Source organism: Rania fehmarnensis (assembly GCF_056494185.1).
In genome coordinates this window covers 3,967,589-3,987,007 of record NZ_CM151398.1, presented here as the reverse complement: position 1 = coordinate 3,987,007, position 19,419 = coordinate 3,967,589, and the positions used below count along the sequence as shown (strand labels likewise).

The following is a 19,419-nucleotide window of genomic DNA, read 5'->3' as shown; positions in this document are numbered from 1 at the left end:
ATTGGCGCAGCTTCAGTTCGTTGAACGCTTGTTGAGAATTAAACGCCATGACGCGTGTGTGGGCAATAGTGATCATGATTGTCTTGCTGCTGGATGTTTGTCCCAGCAGCTGGCCGCTGGTGAGTTACGTAAAGAGGCCTCTATCGGCAGTGCTCAACCGCGTAGGGCTGACACAAGGGGAATGGGCCATGTTTGCGCCCAATCCTGTGATCAATAACGGCTGGATCACGGCCGAGATGACGACCAAAAGTGGCGAAAAACTTCAGTGGGAGTCGCCGATCTGGTCGCGTGCAAGTGGAATTGAAAAGTTCGTTAAGTTCCGGACGGTCAACTACTTCAACCGCATAACCAAGCCTACCAACTTTTTTGCCGTCGGCGATTTGATCGAGTATTTGGCGCGCAATTCACAGGAACCGGTCGAGCATGTGCAACTTTTTCGCAATCGGATGGATCTGATTGTGCCCGAAGATGGAACCTTGACGCCTCGCGATGAAGCCGAGTGGCGACTGACATCGGCTCCTTGGCTGGATCGGCAACAGACGAAATGAGTGGATGGGCAGTCAGACTCGGCAAACCATTTGATCACTGGCTGTTCGTGGAGAATAATCCTCGAATCGTGCCGCTGCTGCGCATCATGTTGGCAGCTATGCTGTTGATCTGCGTGGCTGGATTCTGGTTGCATGCGGGACGTTGGTTCACCGATGAAGGAATTCTGACCGCGCAGACGGCGCAAAAGTTAGGCGGTCACGGCAACTGGTCGCTTCTGTATCTGCTGCCTGCGACGACTTGGGTGGTGCACTCTTGTTTGGCGACCATGTGTTTGCAGTGCATGTTACTGCTGGTTGGCGTATGGTCGCGTTTCAACATGGCCTGCATCTTTGTGTGGTTGGTATCGTTTCAGAATCGCAATCCATTGATTCTGGATGGCGAAGACACGCTATTCCGCCTGTTTGCCTTCATGATGATTTGGCTGCCACTGGATTGCGGTTGGTCGCTGACTCGCTGGTGGGCCTCGCGCATGGGCCACACGGTATCGCAGCCAAGCTCACGCGATGCTTGGGCGCTGAGCTTGATGCAATTCCAGATGACGCTGATTTATTTGTCAGCTACGTGGAATAAACTACACGGCGACACCTGGCGTGATGGCACAGCCATGTACTACGTTTCTTACATGACTGATCTTTTTGGACGCATCCCCGTTTCGCGATACTGGTTCGATCATTTGTGGTTTGTGCAACTGACGACCTGGAGTGCGTTGGGTTTCGAAGCCGTCTTGCCCATCGCGCTGTGGATTCCCAGACTGCGAGTCTGGGCGGTTATTGTCGGCGTGCTCTTCCACCTCGGGATCGAAGTCACGATGCACCTGTATTTGTTCCAATGGGTCATGATCTTTGGGCTATTGAGCTTTCTAGGTCGCCAACGCGTGCCCCATGTGGCATAGGCTTCCAGCCTGTGTGTGGCATAGGCTTCCAGCCTGTGTGGCATAGGCTTCCAGCCTGTGTGGTATAGGCTTCCAGCCTCTTCAAACAAGCCTTGCCGAGGAAGAAGCCGTTTACACAGGCTAGAAGCCTATGCCACAGAGAGTTACACAGGCTGGAAGCCTATGCCACAGCCTGCATTTTAATTGACAGGCGTTTGCCGGCGGGTAGAATCCAGATTGCCCTCCGTTGTGGGGGCAGAAATCCCTCACCCGTTCTTTAAAAGGTTCGTCTTACGATGCGCACCCCGAGCCTGCATTTCTCGGCTGCCCAACGCTCTGCGGTTTCCATAGTCATCGCTCTCATATCACTTTTCACGACACGAACGATCTATGCTCAAGGTTCCTTGGCTGACACGATCGAGCGCTGTGAGCGCAGCGTAGTGCGCATCGAAGTGAAATCGAAAGATGGTGGAGGCCAAGGTAGTGGTTTCGTGATCGCCAAGAATACGATCGCTACCAACGTGCATGTATTGATGGGCGGCCAAGAAGCTACGGCTATTTTCCCTGATGGCAAGCAGGTCAAGATATCTGGAACAGTGCGCATTGATAGTTCGCGTGACATCGCGCTAGCTCGGTTGGACGGTAACGCTGCCGATGACGTTCCGATTCTGCCACTATCATCAACGACCGCCCGCAAAGGCGAATCCGTAGTAGCCCTGGGTTCACCGCTAGGACTGTCTTTTACCGCCACCAGCGGCGTGGTGAGCGCTATTCGCGATGGAGCTGAGATCACTCGCGAACTGCACAGTGAGTCGGTTCAGGGGGAAGAGCATCGTGGTTCCTGGGTTCAATTGGATGCCGCACTCTCACCAGGCAATAGTGGTGGCCCGGTGATCAATAGTTTCGGACATGTGGTGGCGATGAGCACGCTGGCTTCGCAAGGTGCGCAGAATTTGAACTTTGGCATCTCGTCGCAAGATATCGCACAAGTACTATCGACGGTCAGCGCCAACGCGCCGGTAACGCCCCTGGTAACCGGGGTAGGCACGATTGAACATAAAGAAGGTCCGCGGCGACGCGGTGGAAGCGGTGGAAAAGAGAGCATCGTCGACACGCCCACGATTCCCAAGTCGGCCATTGAGCAATATGCCTCTACCGGTAAGAGCGATTTCAAGTCTCTTAAGCGAGACTTGGTCAGCGAAGTTGCTCGTCTGCGCAAAACCGTCAAGGAAATGAGTAATGGGCAAACCTCCATCCCGCAGCAGTTGCAGTCGCGGGCTAACTCGCGCGTCGGGGAATCGACTCCCGACATCGTGCGCGCCCAGGGCCCGCGCGGCACGACCTGGTACTTCCGCAGCAAGGCGATCAAGGACAGCATCGTTGGTACCATTCAGGCGCAAATACGCGATCTGAACAAGATCAGTCAAAGCACCGCTGATGAGAAAGACAAAAATGCGCTGCTGCAGCTGCTAACCATGTATGGTCCGCCGCTAGATACGCGTCGCGTGGGTTCGGTGGGCTTTGTGTCGGAAGCTACGGTCTTGCATGCCTTCAACGATCGTGACACCATTGTATTGATCGACGACGTGCCCTACATCTTGGTGATGAATTCCACCTCCGGGCTCTATCCTGGTTCGGAAATCATTCCTACGCCTGTTTATGTATGCGGTACCCAAACTATACAAATTCCCAGTGGGCCGTCGGCTTCGCTGACGATCCTCAAGCAGGTTGCGCCCGAGGAACTGAGCGACGTCGTCATGGGCAAAACAGTTTCGGCCAGCGAAAAAGAATCGATTGCTTCAGCTGCGCCGGGAACAGGCGTCACCGTACCTTCGACCGATGCCGGGGCCAGTGGATATCGCATGTGGTACGATCGCTCAGGCAGTTTCTCCATCGAAGCAATCTTGTTGGAGGCCACTGACAAAGAAGTGGTGTTGCGTAAGAAGGACGGCAAAGTAGTCCGCGTGCCGCGTTCGCGATTGAGCGAAGCCGACCAACGCTACTTGCGGCAGTAGGCTTTACGTGCTTGAGCCGACTGCTGACAGCGTTGCTCGACGTGCGCGCCTGAAAGTCTATGGCAATGTAGTGTTGCCTGCGTTTCTGATTTCGATCGTGGCCTATCTCGATCGCAACAATCTCAGCTATGCCACGCTGACCATGCGCGAAGACTTGAACTTTTCGCAAACCGTGTATGGATTGGGTGCGGGCATCTTCTTCGCGGGCTATTTTCTGTTCGAGATTCCAGGAGCGTTGATCGCCGAACGCACCAGCCCGCGCATCTGGCTGGCACGCATCATGATCTCTTGGGGAGTTCTTACTGCGCTGATGGCCTGGGTCACCAACGCCACCGAGTTTTACGTGTTAAGGTTTTTGATCGGTGCGGCCGAAGCCAGTTTGTATCCAGTGCTGTATGCCAGTGTGATACCGCGGTGGTTCGCAGCCGGCGATCGCGCACGAGCCATAGCGATCATGCTATCGTCGCTGCAAGTTTCGGCCATCATCGGCGCGCCGTTGGCCGCCTGGCTGATCGATAGCCCTTTCTTTGGAATGAAGGGCTGGCAATTTCTGTTCATCATCGAAGCCCTGCCGGCCGTCGCTCTCGGGGCAGTGGTCATCTACTGGCTAGCCGATAGTCCCGCAACAGCCTGGTGGCTAACAACTCCCGAACGAGAACACCTCCAAAAGGTTGTGGGGGATTCTTTGAACAAGTCAACCCATGAAACATCTTTCGCGCGAGCGCTGTCCAATCCGCAGGTATTGAAACTGAGCTTGATCTACTTTTTGTGGATGACAGGGTACTGGGGGTTCAACTTTTACACACCCAGCATTCTGAAGGGGCTTGGGTACAGCAATCAACAAGTCGGCTGGCTGTTTGCGGCGGCGATGACCGCATCGCTGGTGGTAATGTTATGGGTCGGTCACAATTCATCGCGGACGGGTGAAAAACGTTGGCACGGCGCCAGTGGAATGTTCCTGGCTGCGATAGGCCTGGTCGGTGGTACTTCGACCAGTGAGGCTCACATTGCCTTTGGCTTTTTGACGCTTGCCGCGATCGGTGTGTATGCTGCTTTGGGCGTCTGGTGGTCATATCCCACTACTTTTCTCAGCGGAAGTGCGGCCGCTGGCGCTGTCGGCATGATCAACTCCTTGGGTAGTCTGGGTGGTTTTGTAGGACCATTCATGACAGGCTGGCTAAAAGACACTAGCGGCGTATACGCAGGAGCTGGACTGCTCCTGGCTAGTATGCTGGTCGCCTCAGGCGTACTGATTCTCTCGCTGCATCGAAGTTCGGCAATTGAGCGCAGTGCATGATCAAATGCGCACAACTATCATGTACAATCTGCCGCAGCCGTAGTACGACTTCTCTGCGATCCCCTCTGCGTTGCCCCACCGTCCAGGCAAAGTTTGCAATGCCTCACCTACACCTCAAGGACTGCCATGAGTACACAAACCCAACTGGTACTGCTGTTCATGTTTGCCTCGACATCGATTGCTTATGGTCAGTCGGCCTTGCCACGCAGCACGCCTGAAGCGCAAGGCGTCAGCACTCCCAAGATTATCGAGTTCATCGAGACCGCGAACCAACAGGTCAAATCGATGCACAGTTTCATGTTGCTGCGCAATGGTCAAGTAGTGGCCGAAGCCTGGTGGTCGCCTGAGGCCGCCGACAAGCCTCACGTGTTGTGGTCGTTGAGCAAGAGTTTCACGTCGACGGCGGTAGGCTTGGCTGTGGCAGACGGCAAGCTATCGATTGACGATCCAGTGTTGAAGTACTTTCCAGACGAAACACCCGCTGAGCCTTCGGCCAATTTGAAAGCCATACGCGTGCGCGATCTATTGACCATGTCGACGGGCCATCAGGACGAAGTTGCCTTGCGCGATAAGAAAGAATGGGCACGCGAGTTCTTGGCGCATCCTGTTCCACACAAACCCGGCACACATTTCAAGTACAACACCCCAGCCACTTATATGCAGTCGGCCATCGTCCAGCGCGTGACGGGTGAGAAAGTTGTCGACTATTTGCAAACGCGTTTATTTGATCCACTGGGTATTGCCGCACCACGTTGGGATGAAAGTCCCGAAGGTGTATCGCTGGGTGGATATGGGCTGTTTCTGCGCACCGAAGACATCGCCAAGTTCGGTCAGTTGTTATTACAGCGAGGCCAATGGAATGGTAAACAACTGGTGCCCAGTGCGTGGATCGATCAAGCCACTAGCAAGCAAGTATCCAACGGTAGCGATCCGACCAAAGACTGGGACCAAGGCTATGGATTTCAATTTTGGCGTTGTCGCCATGACGCTTTTCGCGGTGATGGCAAAGACGGACAGTATTGCATCGTGATCCCCAAGCACAATGCGGTGATCGCAATTACAGCCAACACAGCCGATATGCAAGGTGAATTGAACATTGTCTGGGACAAACTACTGCCGGCCTTCGAGAGCCAACCCCTGCCAGACGATCCTCAAGCAGTAACCCAGATGAAATCGTTGGCGGAACAACTTAAAGCTTCGCGCTAGTTTAGGTGCTCACTTCCATGGCTCAGTCACGCACAATAACCATTCGCCCGCGAGCGACCGCGCTGACGATCGCAGGTTCGGACCCCAGCGGCGGCGCGGGCTTACAAGCTGACTTGAAAACTTTTCAGCAACTGGGCGTGTATGGCATGTCCGTGGTCACGCTGCTGACTGTGCAGAACACCAAGGGCGTGTCACGCGTCGAGGTGATGACACCCGACTTGGTCGCTGAGCAATTGCTGGCGGTGCTGGATGACATTCCGCCACGCGCTATCAAAACCGGCGCTCTTGGGACGGTCGAAGTGGTCGAAGCGGTCAGCGACCTGCTAGACCAAGTCGACGTTCCTAAAGTGATCGATCCGGTGCTGATCAGCAAACACGGTCATTTGCTGGCCGACGCTGAAGTCGTCGAAGCCGTGATGCGATACCTGTTGCCGCAAGCGGCCCTGGTGACCCCCAATCGCTTCGAAGCGGAACGTTTAACTGGCTTGACGCTGGACTCCGACGAGCGAGTTGCTGAGGCAATCTACCGTTTGCAAGATGCAGGCTCCCAACACGTTCTGATCAAGCTTGGAGAAGTCGATGGCAAATCCTACAACGTGCTGGGGTTGGAAGGCGAGAATGTTTGTATCCAGACGCCGCGCATCGCCGACGCACGTAACACACATGGCAGTGGTTGCATCCTAGCCGCCGCCATTACGGCTCACCTGGCCATCGGCGGCAAAGACATGCACGCATGTGTCAGTCAGGCAGTCGATCAAGTCTACCAAGCGATCTACTGCAACACCGAACTCGGCCAAGGTATTCATCCAGCCGAAACTCGCGTCATTCAGTCAATCTGAATCCGTAGCCGAAGTCGCCAGACTTTGGATGCATCAAGTTGTGCTCGTTTAACCCGTAGCCGAAGGCGAGGCGCACCCAGTGTAGCGACTCTACACAATGCCGTAGCCGAAGTCGCCAGACTTTGGACGCATCACGGTTGACTCATCCAATCTCTGGCGAGATCGGCTACAACCACCGTAGCCGAAGTCGCCAGACTTTGGACGCATCACGAGTGACTCATCCAATCTCTGGCTAGATCGGCTACTCGTCATGTAGCAGAGTTGGGTTAGAGGGTTCACCTCGCCTAGCGAAGGCGAGGCGCACCCAGTGTAGCGACTCTACACAATGCCGTAGCCGAAGTCGCCAGACTTTGGATGCATCACGAGTGACTCATCCGATCTCTGGCGAGATCAGCTACTCGTCATGTAGCAGAGTTGGGTTAGAGGGTTCACCTCGCCTGGCGGCTACGGGTTAAACGATTCCTCGCCTAGCGGCTACGGGTTAAACGAGAGCTAGCCAACTCTTCGATGGCGACTCGATAAAGCCAGGCTGCGGAACCGGTGTACCAGGTCCAGCCGCCGCGGCCGACGTGGCCCGTGGCGTAGTAGACGTCGGCGGCCACGACGTAGGGTTCTGTCTTGTAGACGGCAACCTGTTCGGGCGTTGAGGTATGATTGATCGGATTTATCATGTCCCAAAGGTTCATAGCCGCTTGTTGTTGGCCGAGTCGCGCAAGTGCTTGGACCATCCAGGTGGCGGCGTGAGTGTACTGACCGCCGTTCTCGCGAATGCCAGGCAAATATCCTTTGATGTAGCCTGGATCCTTGGAGCCCTTATCGAAGGGCGGCGTAAAGAGCAAGATCAGACGCTCGTCGGTTCGAACCAAGCGGGTCATGGCCCAGGCCATCGCCTGTTGACAACGAACATGATCACCGCCGGCCAACACGGCCCAAGTTTGCGTTAGCGAATCGATCTGACAATCATCGCTACTGCTGGATCCAAGCGGTGAACCGTCATCATAAAACGCGCGACGATACCACTGGCCATCCCAGGCGTGAGTTTCAAGGGAACTTCGCAACTGCTGGCTGGTCAACTGCAACTGATCCGCCTTTTCATGCCAACCTCGAGCGCGCATGATGGGTAAGAATTGATCAAGGATAACCAGCAGGAACCAACCGACCCAGACGCTTTCCCCTTTCCCACCTTCACCTACTTTGTTCATGCCGTCGTTCCAGTCGCCGCAACCCATCAGCGGCAATCCATGTTGCCCGAATTGCATGCCGCGCTCGAGCGCTCGCAAACAGTGCTCAGCCAGCGAGCCCGATTCAGACGACACGCGCGGAAGTTCGTAACGTTCCATCTCATGAGGCTGCAATTCTGGAGACTCGAGATAAGTGATGGTTTCATCCAGTATGGCAGTATCGCCCGTGATGTCGATGTAGTGGCAGACGACCAATGGTAGCCATAGCAGGTCATCGGAAAAACGCGTCCGCGTGCCTTTGCCCAGCGGAGGATGCCACCAGTGTTGTACGTCGCCTTGCTTGAATTGACGCGACGCAGCCAGCAATATCTGACTGCGCGTAATCTCGGGTCGACTGTAGACAATCGCCATGGAGTCTTGCAACTGATCACGAAACCCGTAGGCACCACCCGATTGATAAAAGGCGGAACGTCCCCAAATGCGGCAGCATAATACTTGATATATCAACCAATTATTGACCATGATATCCAGGCCGCGATTTTCAGTCTGGACGCGTACGGCAGAGAGCGTGGTTCGCCAACTTTCTAGCGCCGCCTCAACCGCTTCGCCCGCCACTGAATTGTTGACATACTTCGCGAGCAATTGTCGAGCTTCAGCCCAGTCGCGTCCAGCGCCCAGCATGAACACAACTTCTTGCGCTTGCCCAGGTTCAATCGAAACCATCGTCCGCAAGGCCACGCATGGATCAAGATCAATTCCAGTACGACCCGATAAGCGCTGAGTTCGAACAGCTGCCGGGGCAAAGCTGCTGCCCATCCGTCCCAGGAATTCCAAGCGATCGGTGGTGAAGCTGGAAGTTAACGAGAGCGACTTGGCAAAGACGACCTGCGTTGAGTATTCCGGATGATAGGGATTGCGGCCAATGATGGCTCCATGTTCGACATCAAACTCAGTCTGCAGATGCCAGGCCGACGACTCACGCGAGACCCCTAACACTAACTCTGCGAAGTAAGTGACCGATAATTGGCGAGCGACCGAGCCGTGGTTGGTAATGGTCAAGCGAATGAATTTTACCGGGTCGCTCTCAGCAACAGCTAAGTGGACCGAAGTTTTCAAACCCGCGCAGTGTCTTTCAAACTTGGCGAAGCCAGCGCCATAGGTAACATCAAGTGCTTGATTGCAACCAACCACTTCGGGCTGAAAGGTCATCGGGAGAACGACTTCCCCCGTCTGCTCGTCGCAGATTGTCAGCAGTTCGCCAGGTGAATCGCTGGTCGGATCGTTGCACCAGGGTGTCAACTTGTTTTCGCGGGAGTTCTCAAACCACGTAAAACCTCCGCCGCTTTCGGTTGCCAAAAATCCCAGGCGTGGATTGGCGACTACTTGAGACCAAGGAGCCGGGGGCACACGATCTTTTCGGACATGAATACAATAGCGACTACCGTCCTGATCGAATCCACCATAACCGTTGTAGAATTCCAGTGCCTGACCGTTGCCTGGCTGGGGCGATACCGGGCTTGCGCGCATATGGGGTGGATCAGCGGCTCTTAGCTCGGCCAGTTCGACAGCCCTCAACTGGGCGCGGACTTGAGCTGCATCCAATTGCTGAGCGACCGTGCCTTCCTGACCCTCGAGCACACAAGCAGCCACGCTGTGGAACAGCGCTACCTCTTCAGGCGGCAACTGCGATCCGCGCAGCACGAATACGCCGGTCAACTCTGGCGAACGATAGATGTCGCGCAGCACGTTGGTGATTTGATCTTGGAGCGCGTCGTAGTAACTGCCTGGATAGTCGTTGATCAAGACCAGATCGGTCATGAAGCCGCGTTGACGCCAGAAGCGTTGCGCCAGTGCAAGTTCGCGTACCAACGCAACGTGCTCGGGCTCAGTGATGCGAGCCATCAAAATGGGCTGATCGCCTGATATGCCATGCCGCCACAGCGCACTTTGTCCCAAACGACTATGTTTGATCAATTGCAAATCACCACGCATGCTCCAATGCGGGTAGAGCAAGTAGGCGGACAGTCGCTGGTAGAGATGCACCTGCGCCGGTCCAAGGTGTTGATGTCGCAGTTCGACTTGCGCGTAAGCCCATGCCAATTCGAAAACGCGCTGCACGTTGCGTAGCTCGTGATATTGATCAACCAGCGTCAACGCCTCGTCACGCGACTCGGCTACCGCGGTTGTCCAAGCCACCAAAATCGAACCGCCGGGCGGTACTTCAACGTCGCACCGCAAGGCGAACACGGGATCCAACACGGCCCCGGCGGTCGCAGATAACTTGTCTTGGGTTACAGCTTGCGGCAACTCCAGATTTCGCCGACGGCCAAGAAAGTGATCGCGACTAGATTCGAACTGTATATGGCTGGCACCTTCCGAGGGAGTCGCCAAGACATGGACTGCATACTGTGCAGGTTCGGCCTGATCGCGTGGCCGGCGTCGAGCGATCAGCGCATTTTCGTCTTGGATATACTCAGTTTCGACGAATAACTTTTGAAAGGCGGGATGAGCCGCATCGGCAGCTTGCCGGGCTAAACAAACTTCCGCGTAACTGGTCAACTGGAGCGTCTTGGTCTCTGTGCTGTGATTGGTGATGCGCAGCTGGCGTACTTCGGCATTGTTCTCGGGCGAGATCGCGACCTCCAGGACCGTTTCGATTTCGCCCTGACGTCGATGAAAGTCGACTTTGTCTATCGCGAACAGCACTTCATAGAAATCGGGCATGATGCGTGTGGGCTGATACGTCGCCGACCAAATTTGGTCGCTCGCCATATCGCGAATAAATATGTACTGCCCCCAGTAGTCCAACGTGGTATCCGAGCGCCAGCGTGTAACATCCAGCTGGCCTGATCGACTGTAGCCGCCACCTGCGCTGGAGAGCATGACACTGTAGTTGCCATTGGACAGTAGGTGTGTGCGTGGACAGGGACTTTCCACTCCCACCAGGCGTCGGCTGGTCAGGGACTGCGAATCGACTTGCGGCTGAGCGTGTTCGCTCTCGTCGGCGTGCGGTTCGAACGGGGTGATCGATTGTGGAATCCGCTCTTGCAACAACAATTCAGCTGCCCGCGGCATGGGATGCGAACTGAAGCGACGTTGAATGCACTGGTTATTCAGCACATTGGCCAGCGCCAGCAGTCCCATGCCTTGATGATGGGCCATGTAGCAACGCACCATCAGTAATCTCTTATTGGCCGGTACACGTTCGGCCGTGTAGTCGATTGCTTCGTAGTAACCGTAGTGCCCAAGAGCGCCCTCTTTGATTAACGCCCGCAGATTCGCAAAGGCTGCACTGGGATCAATAGTCAAGGCCATCAAAGTAGAGTAGGGCGATATCACCAGGTCTTTAGTCAATCCACGTTTTAGTCCCAGACCTGGAACGCCAAATGAACGATAGTGATAATCGGCGTTAATGGCCAAGGCCCCGAAAGCTGACTCCGAAATACCCCAAGGCACACGATTCTGACGACCATAGTCAGCTTGTCGCTTGACCGCAGCCTGGCAGCTCTGCGTCAACATCGAACCTGCATACTGTCGCTGGAACAACGGCGGCATCAAGTACTCAAACATGGTTCCGCCCCATGACAACAGCGCAAACTGCCCTTTAACTAGCGTGGCATGTCTGCCCAAGCGAAACCAATGCAAAGATTCAACATCCCCTTTGGCGATCGCCAGGAAACTGGACAGTCGCGATTCGGAACAGAGCATATCGTAGTGTGACCGATCGAGCATGCCTTCTTCGATGTTGAAGCCGATCGAGAACAGCTTGCGCTGTGGATTATAGAGAAAGCGAAAATCCATACCCAAGGCGAGCGATTCAACTCGAATGGCGATGCGCTCTAACTGCTTGCTAACGCGACGAGCAGTCTCGCCACTGGCGACCAACAACTCACTGCACGCTGGCCGACTGGCTGTAGCGATGGTCAAACCAAATTGCGAATGCACGTATGCACTTGCAGCTTCGGGCTGAGACGGGATATTCGATAGCTGCTTAAGACTCGACAGGGCACTCAGCGAGGCCAGCGATGCATCGCTTGCATCTTGCTGAATCAGTGGTAACCAGGCATACAACGTCTTGTACTCGGCGACCAGCCCATCCACTCTGCGGGCGGCGATGGTGATCTTGTTGGCCATGCGACGCAAGCGATCGGCCGTTCGACGCGTCAGTTTCCAACTGATCGGAAGCGAGAGCATCTCCGACAACCTGGCGAGGTCCGACTGCACAGTGATCCACGCTGCCCAAGCATCGCTATCCGGATTAACCTTCAGCAGGCGACCGCGCAAAATATGCGAAATTTCCCGTATTTGAGCCACAAACATCGAGACTTCGGGAGGATCCTCCGAATTTAACTCACCGCTGGCGCTATCCAACAGATCGAGCGCCAGTTCGAGGCCCGTTAGGTAGCGCTGCGGCTGCGGTCGGTAGTCCTCCAGCACTTCTTGGATACCTTGGTCAATCGTCAACAGGCAAGCCATCAGATTGCCGCTGTCGACTGTCGAGACATACCGAGGATGCAAAGGCTCTAGCGTTTGCGTGTCATACCAGTTGTAGAGGTGTCCATGCAGCTTTTCGAGCCGATCGACGCTATCGAGGTTGTTGTTCCATGCATCTATCAACTGATGCAAGCCTATAAAACCGAAATCGTGCGCGATCAGCGCCGAAACCAGGTACAAGCCTTCGTTGGTGGGTGACAAGCGGTGCGCGATCTTTTCTTGTGGCTCTTCCTGAACATTGTCGACCGGCAACCAATTGTCATCTGCCCCTACGTAGGCTTCGAAAAAGCTCCAAGTCTCTGAAGCCCGCACCAGCAGTTCACGCTTCTGTGCATCATCCAGTAGGGAGCGTTTGGTTGTCAGCGGTCTATTGGTCAGCTCTACCAACCCAGGGGCCACCAACCACAGCAACAACAGTGGTGCTGCCCAGCCGACTGCGCTCGTTGGCAACAGAAACACCAAAGCGACGACCAGTATCGGCATGTACCAATACTGCCACCACCACTTATGTTTGAGGCTGCTCAACTGCTGCTCGACAGCCGAGGCCGTTTGCCACTGCAGCATACGTTTGCGGGATACGAACATTCGCCACAAGGTGCGGAGGATGGCATCCACCATCAGCATAGCTTTGTGCGGCAACACTGCAGTTGCGAACGTACACTGCATCACTGCCCGTTTAAAATCTCCCGCCGCGATCAATAAATGATCACGGGCGTCTAACTTGGTTGGCCAGTTGCGAATGGCCAGCAGCAGAGTCGACAATGCGGGAAAGAAGAGGACTAGCAGCCCAGAGATCGTCCAGAGCCAGGCCAACTTCGGTGCTAACAGCCATCCGCAAATCAGGGCGACCATCATCAGCGGTCCTACCAGGCTGCGACGCAGATTGTCAGCCACCTTCCACCATGAGAGCCATGAAAGTGGATTCTTCTTCCAGCCGTCTGCATAGGGTACGCGGGGCATAAGCCAAGGCAGCAACTGCCAATCGCCACGAACCCAACGATGGTGCCGTCGCGAGTCTGCATCGTAGCGAGATGGGAATGCGTCGAAGACCTCGATGTTGCTGACCAGGCCTACCCGCGCGTGGCAACCTTCGATCAGATCGTGACTCAAAATGCTATTCTCTGGGAATGCATCACCTAGCGAACGTTCAAAAGCATGCAGATCGTAGATGCCTTTGCCTGTGAAACTACCTTCACCGAACAGGTCTTGATAGACATCGGACGCCGCAGTCACATACGGATCAACGCCGGGAGAACCCGAAAACAAACTCGCGTACTGCGACTTCGAAGCACTCTCAAGTTGCACGCTGACGCGCGGCTGGAGAATCGTATATCCACTGACTACGCGCTCAGTCTCGAACGCGTGCGCTGGCACATCGTCGCCGTGGCTACCCACGGACTCATGGGTTCCTGAAAAACGCGGACGATTAAGTGGATGCGCCAAGGTGCCGATCATTTTACGCGCCGCCTCAAAAGGCAACTGCGTATCGGAGTCGAGTGTTATGATGAAGGGTGTGACATCTGGTCGACGCAACTGAACCAACGACTCTAGACGCCCCTCGGTAACTGTATAAGTGGTATCTTGATGTCCTTGCAACCACCGACCAAACTCCATCAGCTTCCCGCGTTTGCGTTCCCAACCCATCCACTTGTTCTCGGCTGGATTCCAGCGGCGAGAACGATGAAAGAAGTAAAACGGTTGGTAAGTCGTGTGTCCGTAACGCGCATTGAGCGTGCGAATGCCATCCAACGCTTGGGCAATCAACCCTTTATCTTCTGGCAGTGTCGGGGTATCTGCATCGACAAAGTCGGTCAGCAGTGCAAAGCTGAGCGCCTCATCTGAGTTGGCGAGATAGTGACTTTCCAATCTTTGCAACAAAGATTCGACCTCGCGCGAGCTGCCGAGCATCGAGGGGACCACCACGACCGTGGGAAATCGTGGCGGAATACCCTGTTTGAAATCCAGCCGCGGTAACAAGCGCGGGGGTAGCACATTCGTGATTACCAAGTTGACAACTGCTTGGGCTGTCTCGCTGAGCGGTATCAACCACAGGACGACCAGCAGGAGGCTTATGCCTGCGGAAATCTGCCAGCTTATCAGGCATGTGCAGATCAGCGCCAGCGCGATCAGTGTCAACATGCACAAGCCGCCGAAATAGGCGAAGTTCGCGTGGGCGCGCAGCGTATGCCTCAACCATCTGGCGGCGGGTATGCGATAACCCAATCGCTGCTCTAAATGCGCTCGGCCATCACTAACCAACCAGTAGCCCACATGCGCCTCGCGACTGCTAGGGGCGGTCACCGTGGAAGTGGTCACTGTGGACGTGGTCACCGTGGAAGTGGTCACCGTGGAGGTGGTCGCCGTGGGAATAGTCGCGATGTGAGCTTGTCGCGCCAGGGCGATTACTAGCTTGGCCACATCGATGTCTGAAGTGTGTGTGCGCTTGGCAAGGTGCTCTAACTCATGTCGATATTGATCACGACTTTCGAAGTGCATACCGGCATACACACCGGCCGGGTCTTCTCGCAAAACTTGCTCGGCCACGCTGACGCGTTCAAAGAACTCAATCCAATCGAGGGCCGCGATCAATCGCATGCTGGTGATGACGTTACCAATCGAAACTTGATTTGCGGCTTGGCGATGATGTTCATGGCGAACCACGTCGGCCATCTGCCAACCGTGTTCCGTCAAGCGTTGCTCCAAGCGCTGAGTTGTCTCGCGATGCTGGCTACCGTAATCAGTCAGTTGCTCGACCAGTTGCACCACCGTCGGAACGCAGTGCGGATCATCGCACAATTCTAACTCCCAAGGTTTACTGCCGTCGCTGCATTGCAGCATCGTATGAGCTCGTTGGCGACAGTGATAGGTAATCAGCATCTGCTTGCACAGGCGATGCAGATTTTCCACCAAAACCAGGCGGAGCATAATGGGCACCGCCCAGACTTCGCCGATCTGCAGCGGCGTGACCGACTGAAAGCTCTGCACGCAGCGCTCAATCAGCGTCGCATCCATGGAGCTGTCGGTATGAATGACTAGCTGTCGGGCCAGCCCATACACTCGCGGGCGACCATCGATTGTCTTGGGCAGCTCTTTGTAGTAGCCGCGCGGTAAGTCATCGCGAATCTCGCGCAGTTGCTCTTCTACAACGTAGTAATTGTCGAGCAACCATTCGGCTTCAGGAGGAACTGGTTCTCCTGAGCTGGCTGCGCGACTGACTGCAGCATGCGCCACCGCGATTTCGCTGGCCTGATTCTGAAAGCGTTCTGCGAACGCCTTGGCAGCTACACCACGGCCTGGAACCGTTTGCTGGGCTGCGGCTAGTTGGCGAAAGTGCTGCTCCAAGTGTTCAGCACTATAGGAATCACCTCGCAACGGCCTGAAATCATCGTCCAGATGGTGATCGTCCAGAGCAAATCCGGTTGGCTCATTATTCATAAACTTCTGCGTCAACTACAGCCATCAATCGAACTAAATCAACACTCCGGGCGCAAGTGAAAACCTATTTCGCTCGACGAACAGTAAATGACCGCATCGAAGGCAAATATGTATATCGCGATCCGCCGGTGCAAGCGGCCAGTTTCTGATCTACGCGCTGGCTAGGAGTCATGATCGTGCGGCTATCGGCCACCAGCTCTTCGGTTTGCTGATGATCGACGGCGGAGAGGACACGACTCTTGACAACGGAACTAGGTGTAGGCATTTTCGATCCTTTACTTGTACTGAAACCCAAAGACTTCCAGTTGGGGTTAGCCTTAACCTTACGCAAGTGACGTACCAAGACGCCTCGATTCCCCAATAAGCCTACATTTGACTGTGCATGCGATATCAATCCGGTCGCAATGAACGCAAAGCGATCAATAGCGCGATTCCTGAGCGCGCAGGAGAGGAACGACGTTTGCTAGGGGCCCACACCTCCGAGGCGGAGCGAAAGTGGATTAACGAATGTCAGAATCTCTACTCAGGGGCAACACGCCTATGCCACCAGGCATCCTCAATGAATTGCGCACGTTGGTGCGACGAGCCAAGCAAGTGTGGCCCTTTGTGGCTATCGAAGACAAGTTAACGTTGGGCGCAGCGACAGTGCTCATGGGAATTACTAGTGCCGCCAACACCGGCGTTGCCTTGCTATTGGGATGGTTAGTCGATCGAATCCAAGGCGGCATCAGCCGTGGTTTCACAAACACTGAAATGTACTGGGCAGCCGGTTCGATCCTGGGCGGCTTGGCAGGTATCTACGTGGTGCGCGAAGCCTTGAACGTAGTGCGCAGAATGTATGTCGAACGCAGCGTGGCTCGCCTCAATCGCGATATGCAGTTGAAGGTTGTCGGTCATGCGCTGCGCGGCGATTTAACAACCTTGGGTACCGAGAAGATTGGCGCATTACACGGCAAGATCTTTCGCAGTGTCGACGGTCTCATCCGTTTCGTGCGATTGATGTTTCTGGATTGCTTGCCAGCCCTGCTGACGGGCGCATTCGCATTTGTAGCGGCCGTCAGTAAGCAGCCTGTGTTGGGCTTTGTTATGTTGGGAGTCATACCAATGGCGATCTACCTGACACTTCGTCAGCTACACTCGCAGAAGGATGTGCGGCTGACGCTAATGCGCGATTGCGAAGAGCTCGATGGAGCGGTCGTCGAACAGTTGAGTGGTGCAGAGTACATTCGAGTTGCCCATACGTACGACCAGGAAATGTTGCGCCTATTCAATGTGGCTGACAAGCGCAGAGAGCGTGAAGGCAAACATCATTTCGAAATGTCGTTGTATGGCTGCGCCAAGGCGCTCAATGAAGGCTTCTTTCATATCGCTGTGCTGGCCTTGGCAACGTACCTGGCCATCGATGGCAAGATCAGTTTCGGCGATGTACTAACGTTTTCCGTTTTATTCTCAAACGTGATGACGCCCATGAACGAAGTCCATCGAGTGCTGGACGAAGGACACGAAGCCAGCTTGCGAGTAGGCGATCTGCTGGACATGTTGTCTCAACCCATGGATCGCTCGTTTGACACTCAGCTCGATCCGGCCCAACCCCTGCAACTAACGCCCGACCAATCGTTAATAGAAGCGAGCGACCTGTTGGTGCATTACCGCACGGCAGATGGTCGGCAACGAATTGCCCTGGAGCACTTGAACCTGGCGATTCAGTATGGAGAGACCATTGGCGTGGCCGGTCGGTCCGGATCCGGCAAATCAACGTGGGTGAAAGCTCTATTGAGACTCATTCATGCCAGCCAAGGTGAGCTGAAGTTGTCAGGCCGGCGGCTGACGGAAGTGAGTCGACCGGAGCTCGCGCGTTTGGTTGGCTACGTGGGCCAAAACCCCTTCGTCTTTGCCGGCACCATTCGCGACAATATTGCTTACGGTAATCACGACGTTGGCGACGAAGATATCCAACATGCCGCGCGGATGGCTAACTTGCATGATGAAATCATGGAGATGCCTGGACAATATGAGGCGGCCGTTACCGAACGTGGCCAAAATCTTTCTGGCGGCCAGCGCCAACGACTTGCCATAGCCCGGCTGTTCCTGAAGAGCGCGCCGCTATTGATCTTGGACGAAGCCACCAGTGCACTGGACAATATTAGTGAACGCCACGTGCAGGACGCGCTGGGAATCCGCGCTGCTCACAAAGATCGCACCACGATTCTGATTGCACATAGGCTATCGACGCTCAGGATCTGTGACCGGATTCTAGTTTTTGAAAATGGGAAAATTATTGAGGAAGGTTCGTACACTGAGCTAGTAGCGCGTGGGGGATTATTCGCAGAGTTAGTAAAATCTGCTGATGAGACTGCCACACCCGTCGGGGCCGCATGAACGCCTCGAAATTTCTGGTGTTACAATTTAAACCAAATGCTCACATTGGCTTTAACAACTTGTTAGACTATCGGGCTACGTTCTTTAGGGCACATCTTTGTTGATAGAGGAAGACTAACATGATGAAGACTGGAACAATTGTGCTGGCGATGGCTGCATTGATTCAAATGGCTGGATCGAGTAGCGCACAATGTGGATGTTCAAGCGGTTCTTATTCGATGGGCTATCCATCGATGAGCTCTGGATATCCATCAATGGGTTATCCATCAATGGGATACGGTTCAGCCAGTCACTACACTCCACCAGCACCGCAGTATGCTCCGCCGGTATCGCGTCCAAGCACTAGCGGACCTGCGTCGATTGCTTATGTGAATCGTTTGGCTAATCCGATTCCGCGCAACAACTACACGCTCAACTATGCAATTCACTTGACCGACGGACGCATCCTGCTGTCCGATTTCTTGCCCAAGGGCTATACCGCTCAAGGTATCGAAACCCAAACCGGTGAAGGTGCACGTCGACTCAGAACTTCCATGGCCGGCACAGGGACGATCACCGTTCGCGATCCCAACAACGATCAAACCGTAGCCAACTTCGGCACCGGCGGCTATGTTCGCTAAAGTGTGGCATAGGCTTCCAGCCTGTAGCCGAAGTCGCCAGACTTTGGAAGCATCCACGTTTGACTCATCCAATCTCTGGCGAGATCAGCTACAACGCCGTAGCCGAAGTCGCCAGACTTTGGAAGCATCACGTTTGACTCGTCCAATCTCTGGCGAGATCGGCTACAACGCCGTAGCCGAAGTCGCCAGACTTTGGAAGCATCACGTTTGACTCATCCAATCTCTGGCGAGATCAGCTACAACGCCGTAGCCGAAGTCGCCAGACTTTGGAAGCATCACGTTTGACTCATCCAATCTCTGGCGAGATCGGCTACAACTCCGTAGCCGAAGTCGCCAGACTTTGGAAGCATCACGTTAGACTCGTCCAATCTCTGGCGAGATCGGCTACAACTCCGTAGCTGAAGTCGCCAGACTTTGGAAGCATCACGTTTGACTCGTCCAATCTCTGGCGAGATCGGCTACAACTCCGTAGCCGAAGTCGCCAGACTTTGGAAGCATCACGTTTGACTCATCCAATCTCTGGCGAGATCGGC

General features: G+C 54.8%; 10 protein-coding genes. 8 read left to right on the top strand and 2 right to left on the bottom strand.

Annotation, left to right across the window (positions count from 1 at the left end; all coding sequences use genetic code 11):
- Positions 1 to 47 precede the first annotated feature (47 nt).
- The 6 genes from SH573x_RS13310 (at position 48) to thiD (ending at position 6,777) form a co-directional block, all read left to right on the top strand.
- Positions 48 to 548 (top strand): hypothetical protein, encoded by a 501-nt coding sequence (locus tag SH573x_RS13310; RefSeq protein ID WP_479355765.1) that lies wholly within the window; start codon positions 48 to 50, stop codon positions 546 to 548.
- Positions 545 to 1,441, top strand: a complete 897-nt coding sequence (locus tag SH573x_RS13305; RefSeq protein ID WP_479355763.1) for an HTTM domain-containing protein — start codon at positions 545 to 547, stop codon at positions 1,439 to 1,441. The genes SH573x_RS13310 and SH573x_RS13305 overlap by 4 nt, the downstream gene beginning before the upstream one ends.
- A 275-nt stretch (positions 1,442 to 1,716) precedes the next feature.
- Positions 1,717 to 3,435, top strand: coding sequence for a trypsin-like peptidase domain-containing protein (locus tag SH573x_RS13300; RefSeq protein ID WP_479355761.1), 1,719 nt, complete (start codon positions 1,717 to 1,719; stop codon positions 3,433 to 3,435).
- Positions 3,436 to 3,442: 7 nt separating this feature from the next.
- Positions 3,443 to 4,732 carry an MFS transporter gene (locus tag SH573x_RS13295; RefSeq protein ID WP_479355759.1) on the top strand — a complete coding sequence of 430 codons (1,290 nt, stop codon included), beginning with the start codon at positions 3,443 to 3,445 and terminating at the stop codon, positions 4,730 to 4,732.
- A gap of 126 nt (positions 4,733 to 4,858) precedes the next feature.
- Positions 4,859 to 5,938, top strand: a complete 1,080-nt coding sequence (locus SH573x_RS13290) for a serine hydrolase domain-containing protein (protein WP_479355757.1) — start codon at positions 4,859 to 4,861, stop codon at positions 5,936 to 5,938.
- Between the two features lie 17 nt (positions 5,939 to 5,955).
- On the top strand, positions 5,956 to 6,777 hold the full coding sequence (gene thiD / locus SH573x_RS13285) for a bifunctional hydroxymethylpyrimidine kinase/phosphomethylpyrimidine kinase (protein WP_479355755.1): 822 nt from the start codon (positions 5,956 to 5,958) through the stop codon (positions 6,775 to 6,777).
- Positions 6,778 to 7,244: 467 nt separating this feature from the next.
- On the opposite strand, the gene SH573x_RS13280 is transcribed toward thiD, so the two are convergent.
- A complete protein-coding gene (locus tag SH573x_RS13280) occupies positions 7,245 to 15,887 on the bottom strand; it encodes a glycoside hydrolase family 94 protein (RefSeq protein ID WP_479355753.1) in 8,643 nt (2,880 codons plus the stop codon).
- Positions 15,888 to 15,951: 64 nt separating this feature from the next.
- Positions 15,952 to 16,152, bottom strand: coding sequence for a hypothetical protein (locus tag SH573x_RS13275; RefSeq protein WP_479355751.1), 201 nt, complete (start codon positions 16,150 to 16,152; stop codon positions 15,952 to 15,954).
- A gap of 242 nt (positions 16,153 to 16,394) precedes the next feature.
- Between SH573x_RS13275 and SH573x_RS13270 the strand changes: the two genes are divergently transcribed.
- Together SH573x_RS13270 and SH573x_RS13265 are read left to right on the top strand one after the other, a co-directional pair.
- The gene (locus SH573x_RS13270; protein ID WP_479355749.1) at positions 16,395 to 18,266 is read left to right on the top strand and encodes an ABC transporter ATP-binding protein; all 1,872 of its coding nucleotides are present in this window, start codon (positions 16,395 to 16,397) and stop codon (positions 18,264 to 18,266) included.
- Positions 18,267 to 18,385: 119 nt separating this feature from the next.
- Positions 18,386 to 18,886, top strand: a complete 501-nt coding sequence (locus SH573x_RS13265) for a hypothetical protein (protein WP_479355747.1) — start codon at positions 18,386 to 18,388, stop codon at positions 18,884 to 18,886.
- Positions 18,887 to 19,419: the final 533 nt, after the last annotated feature.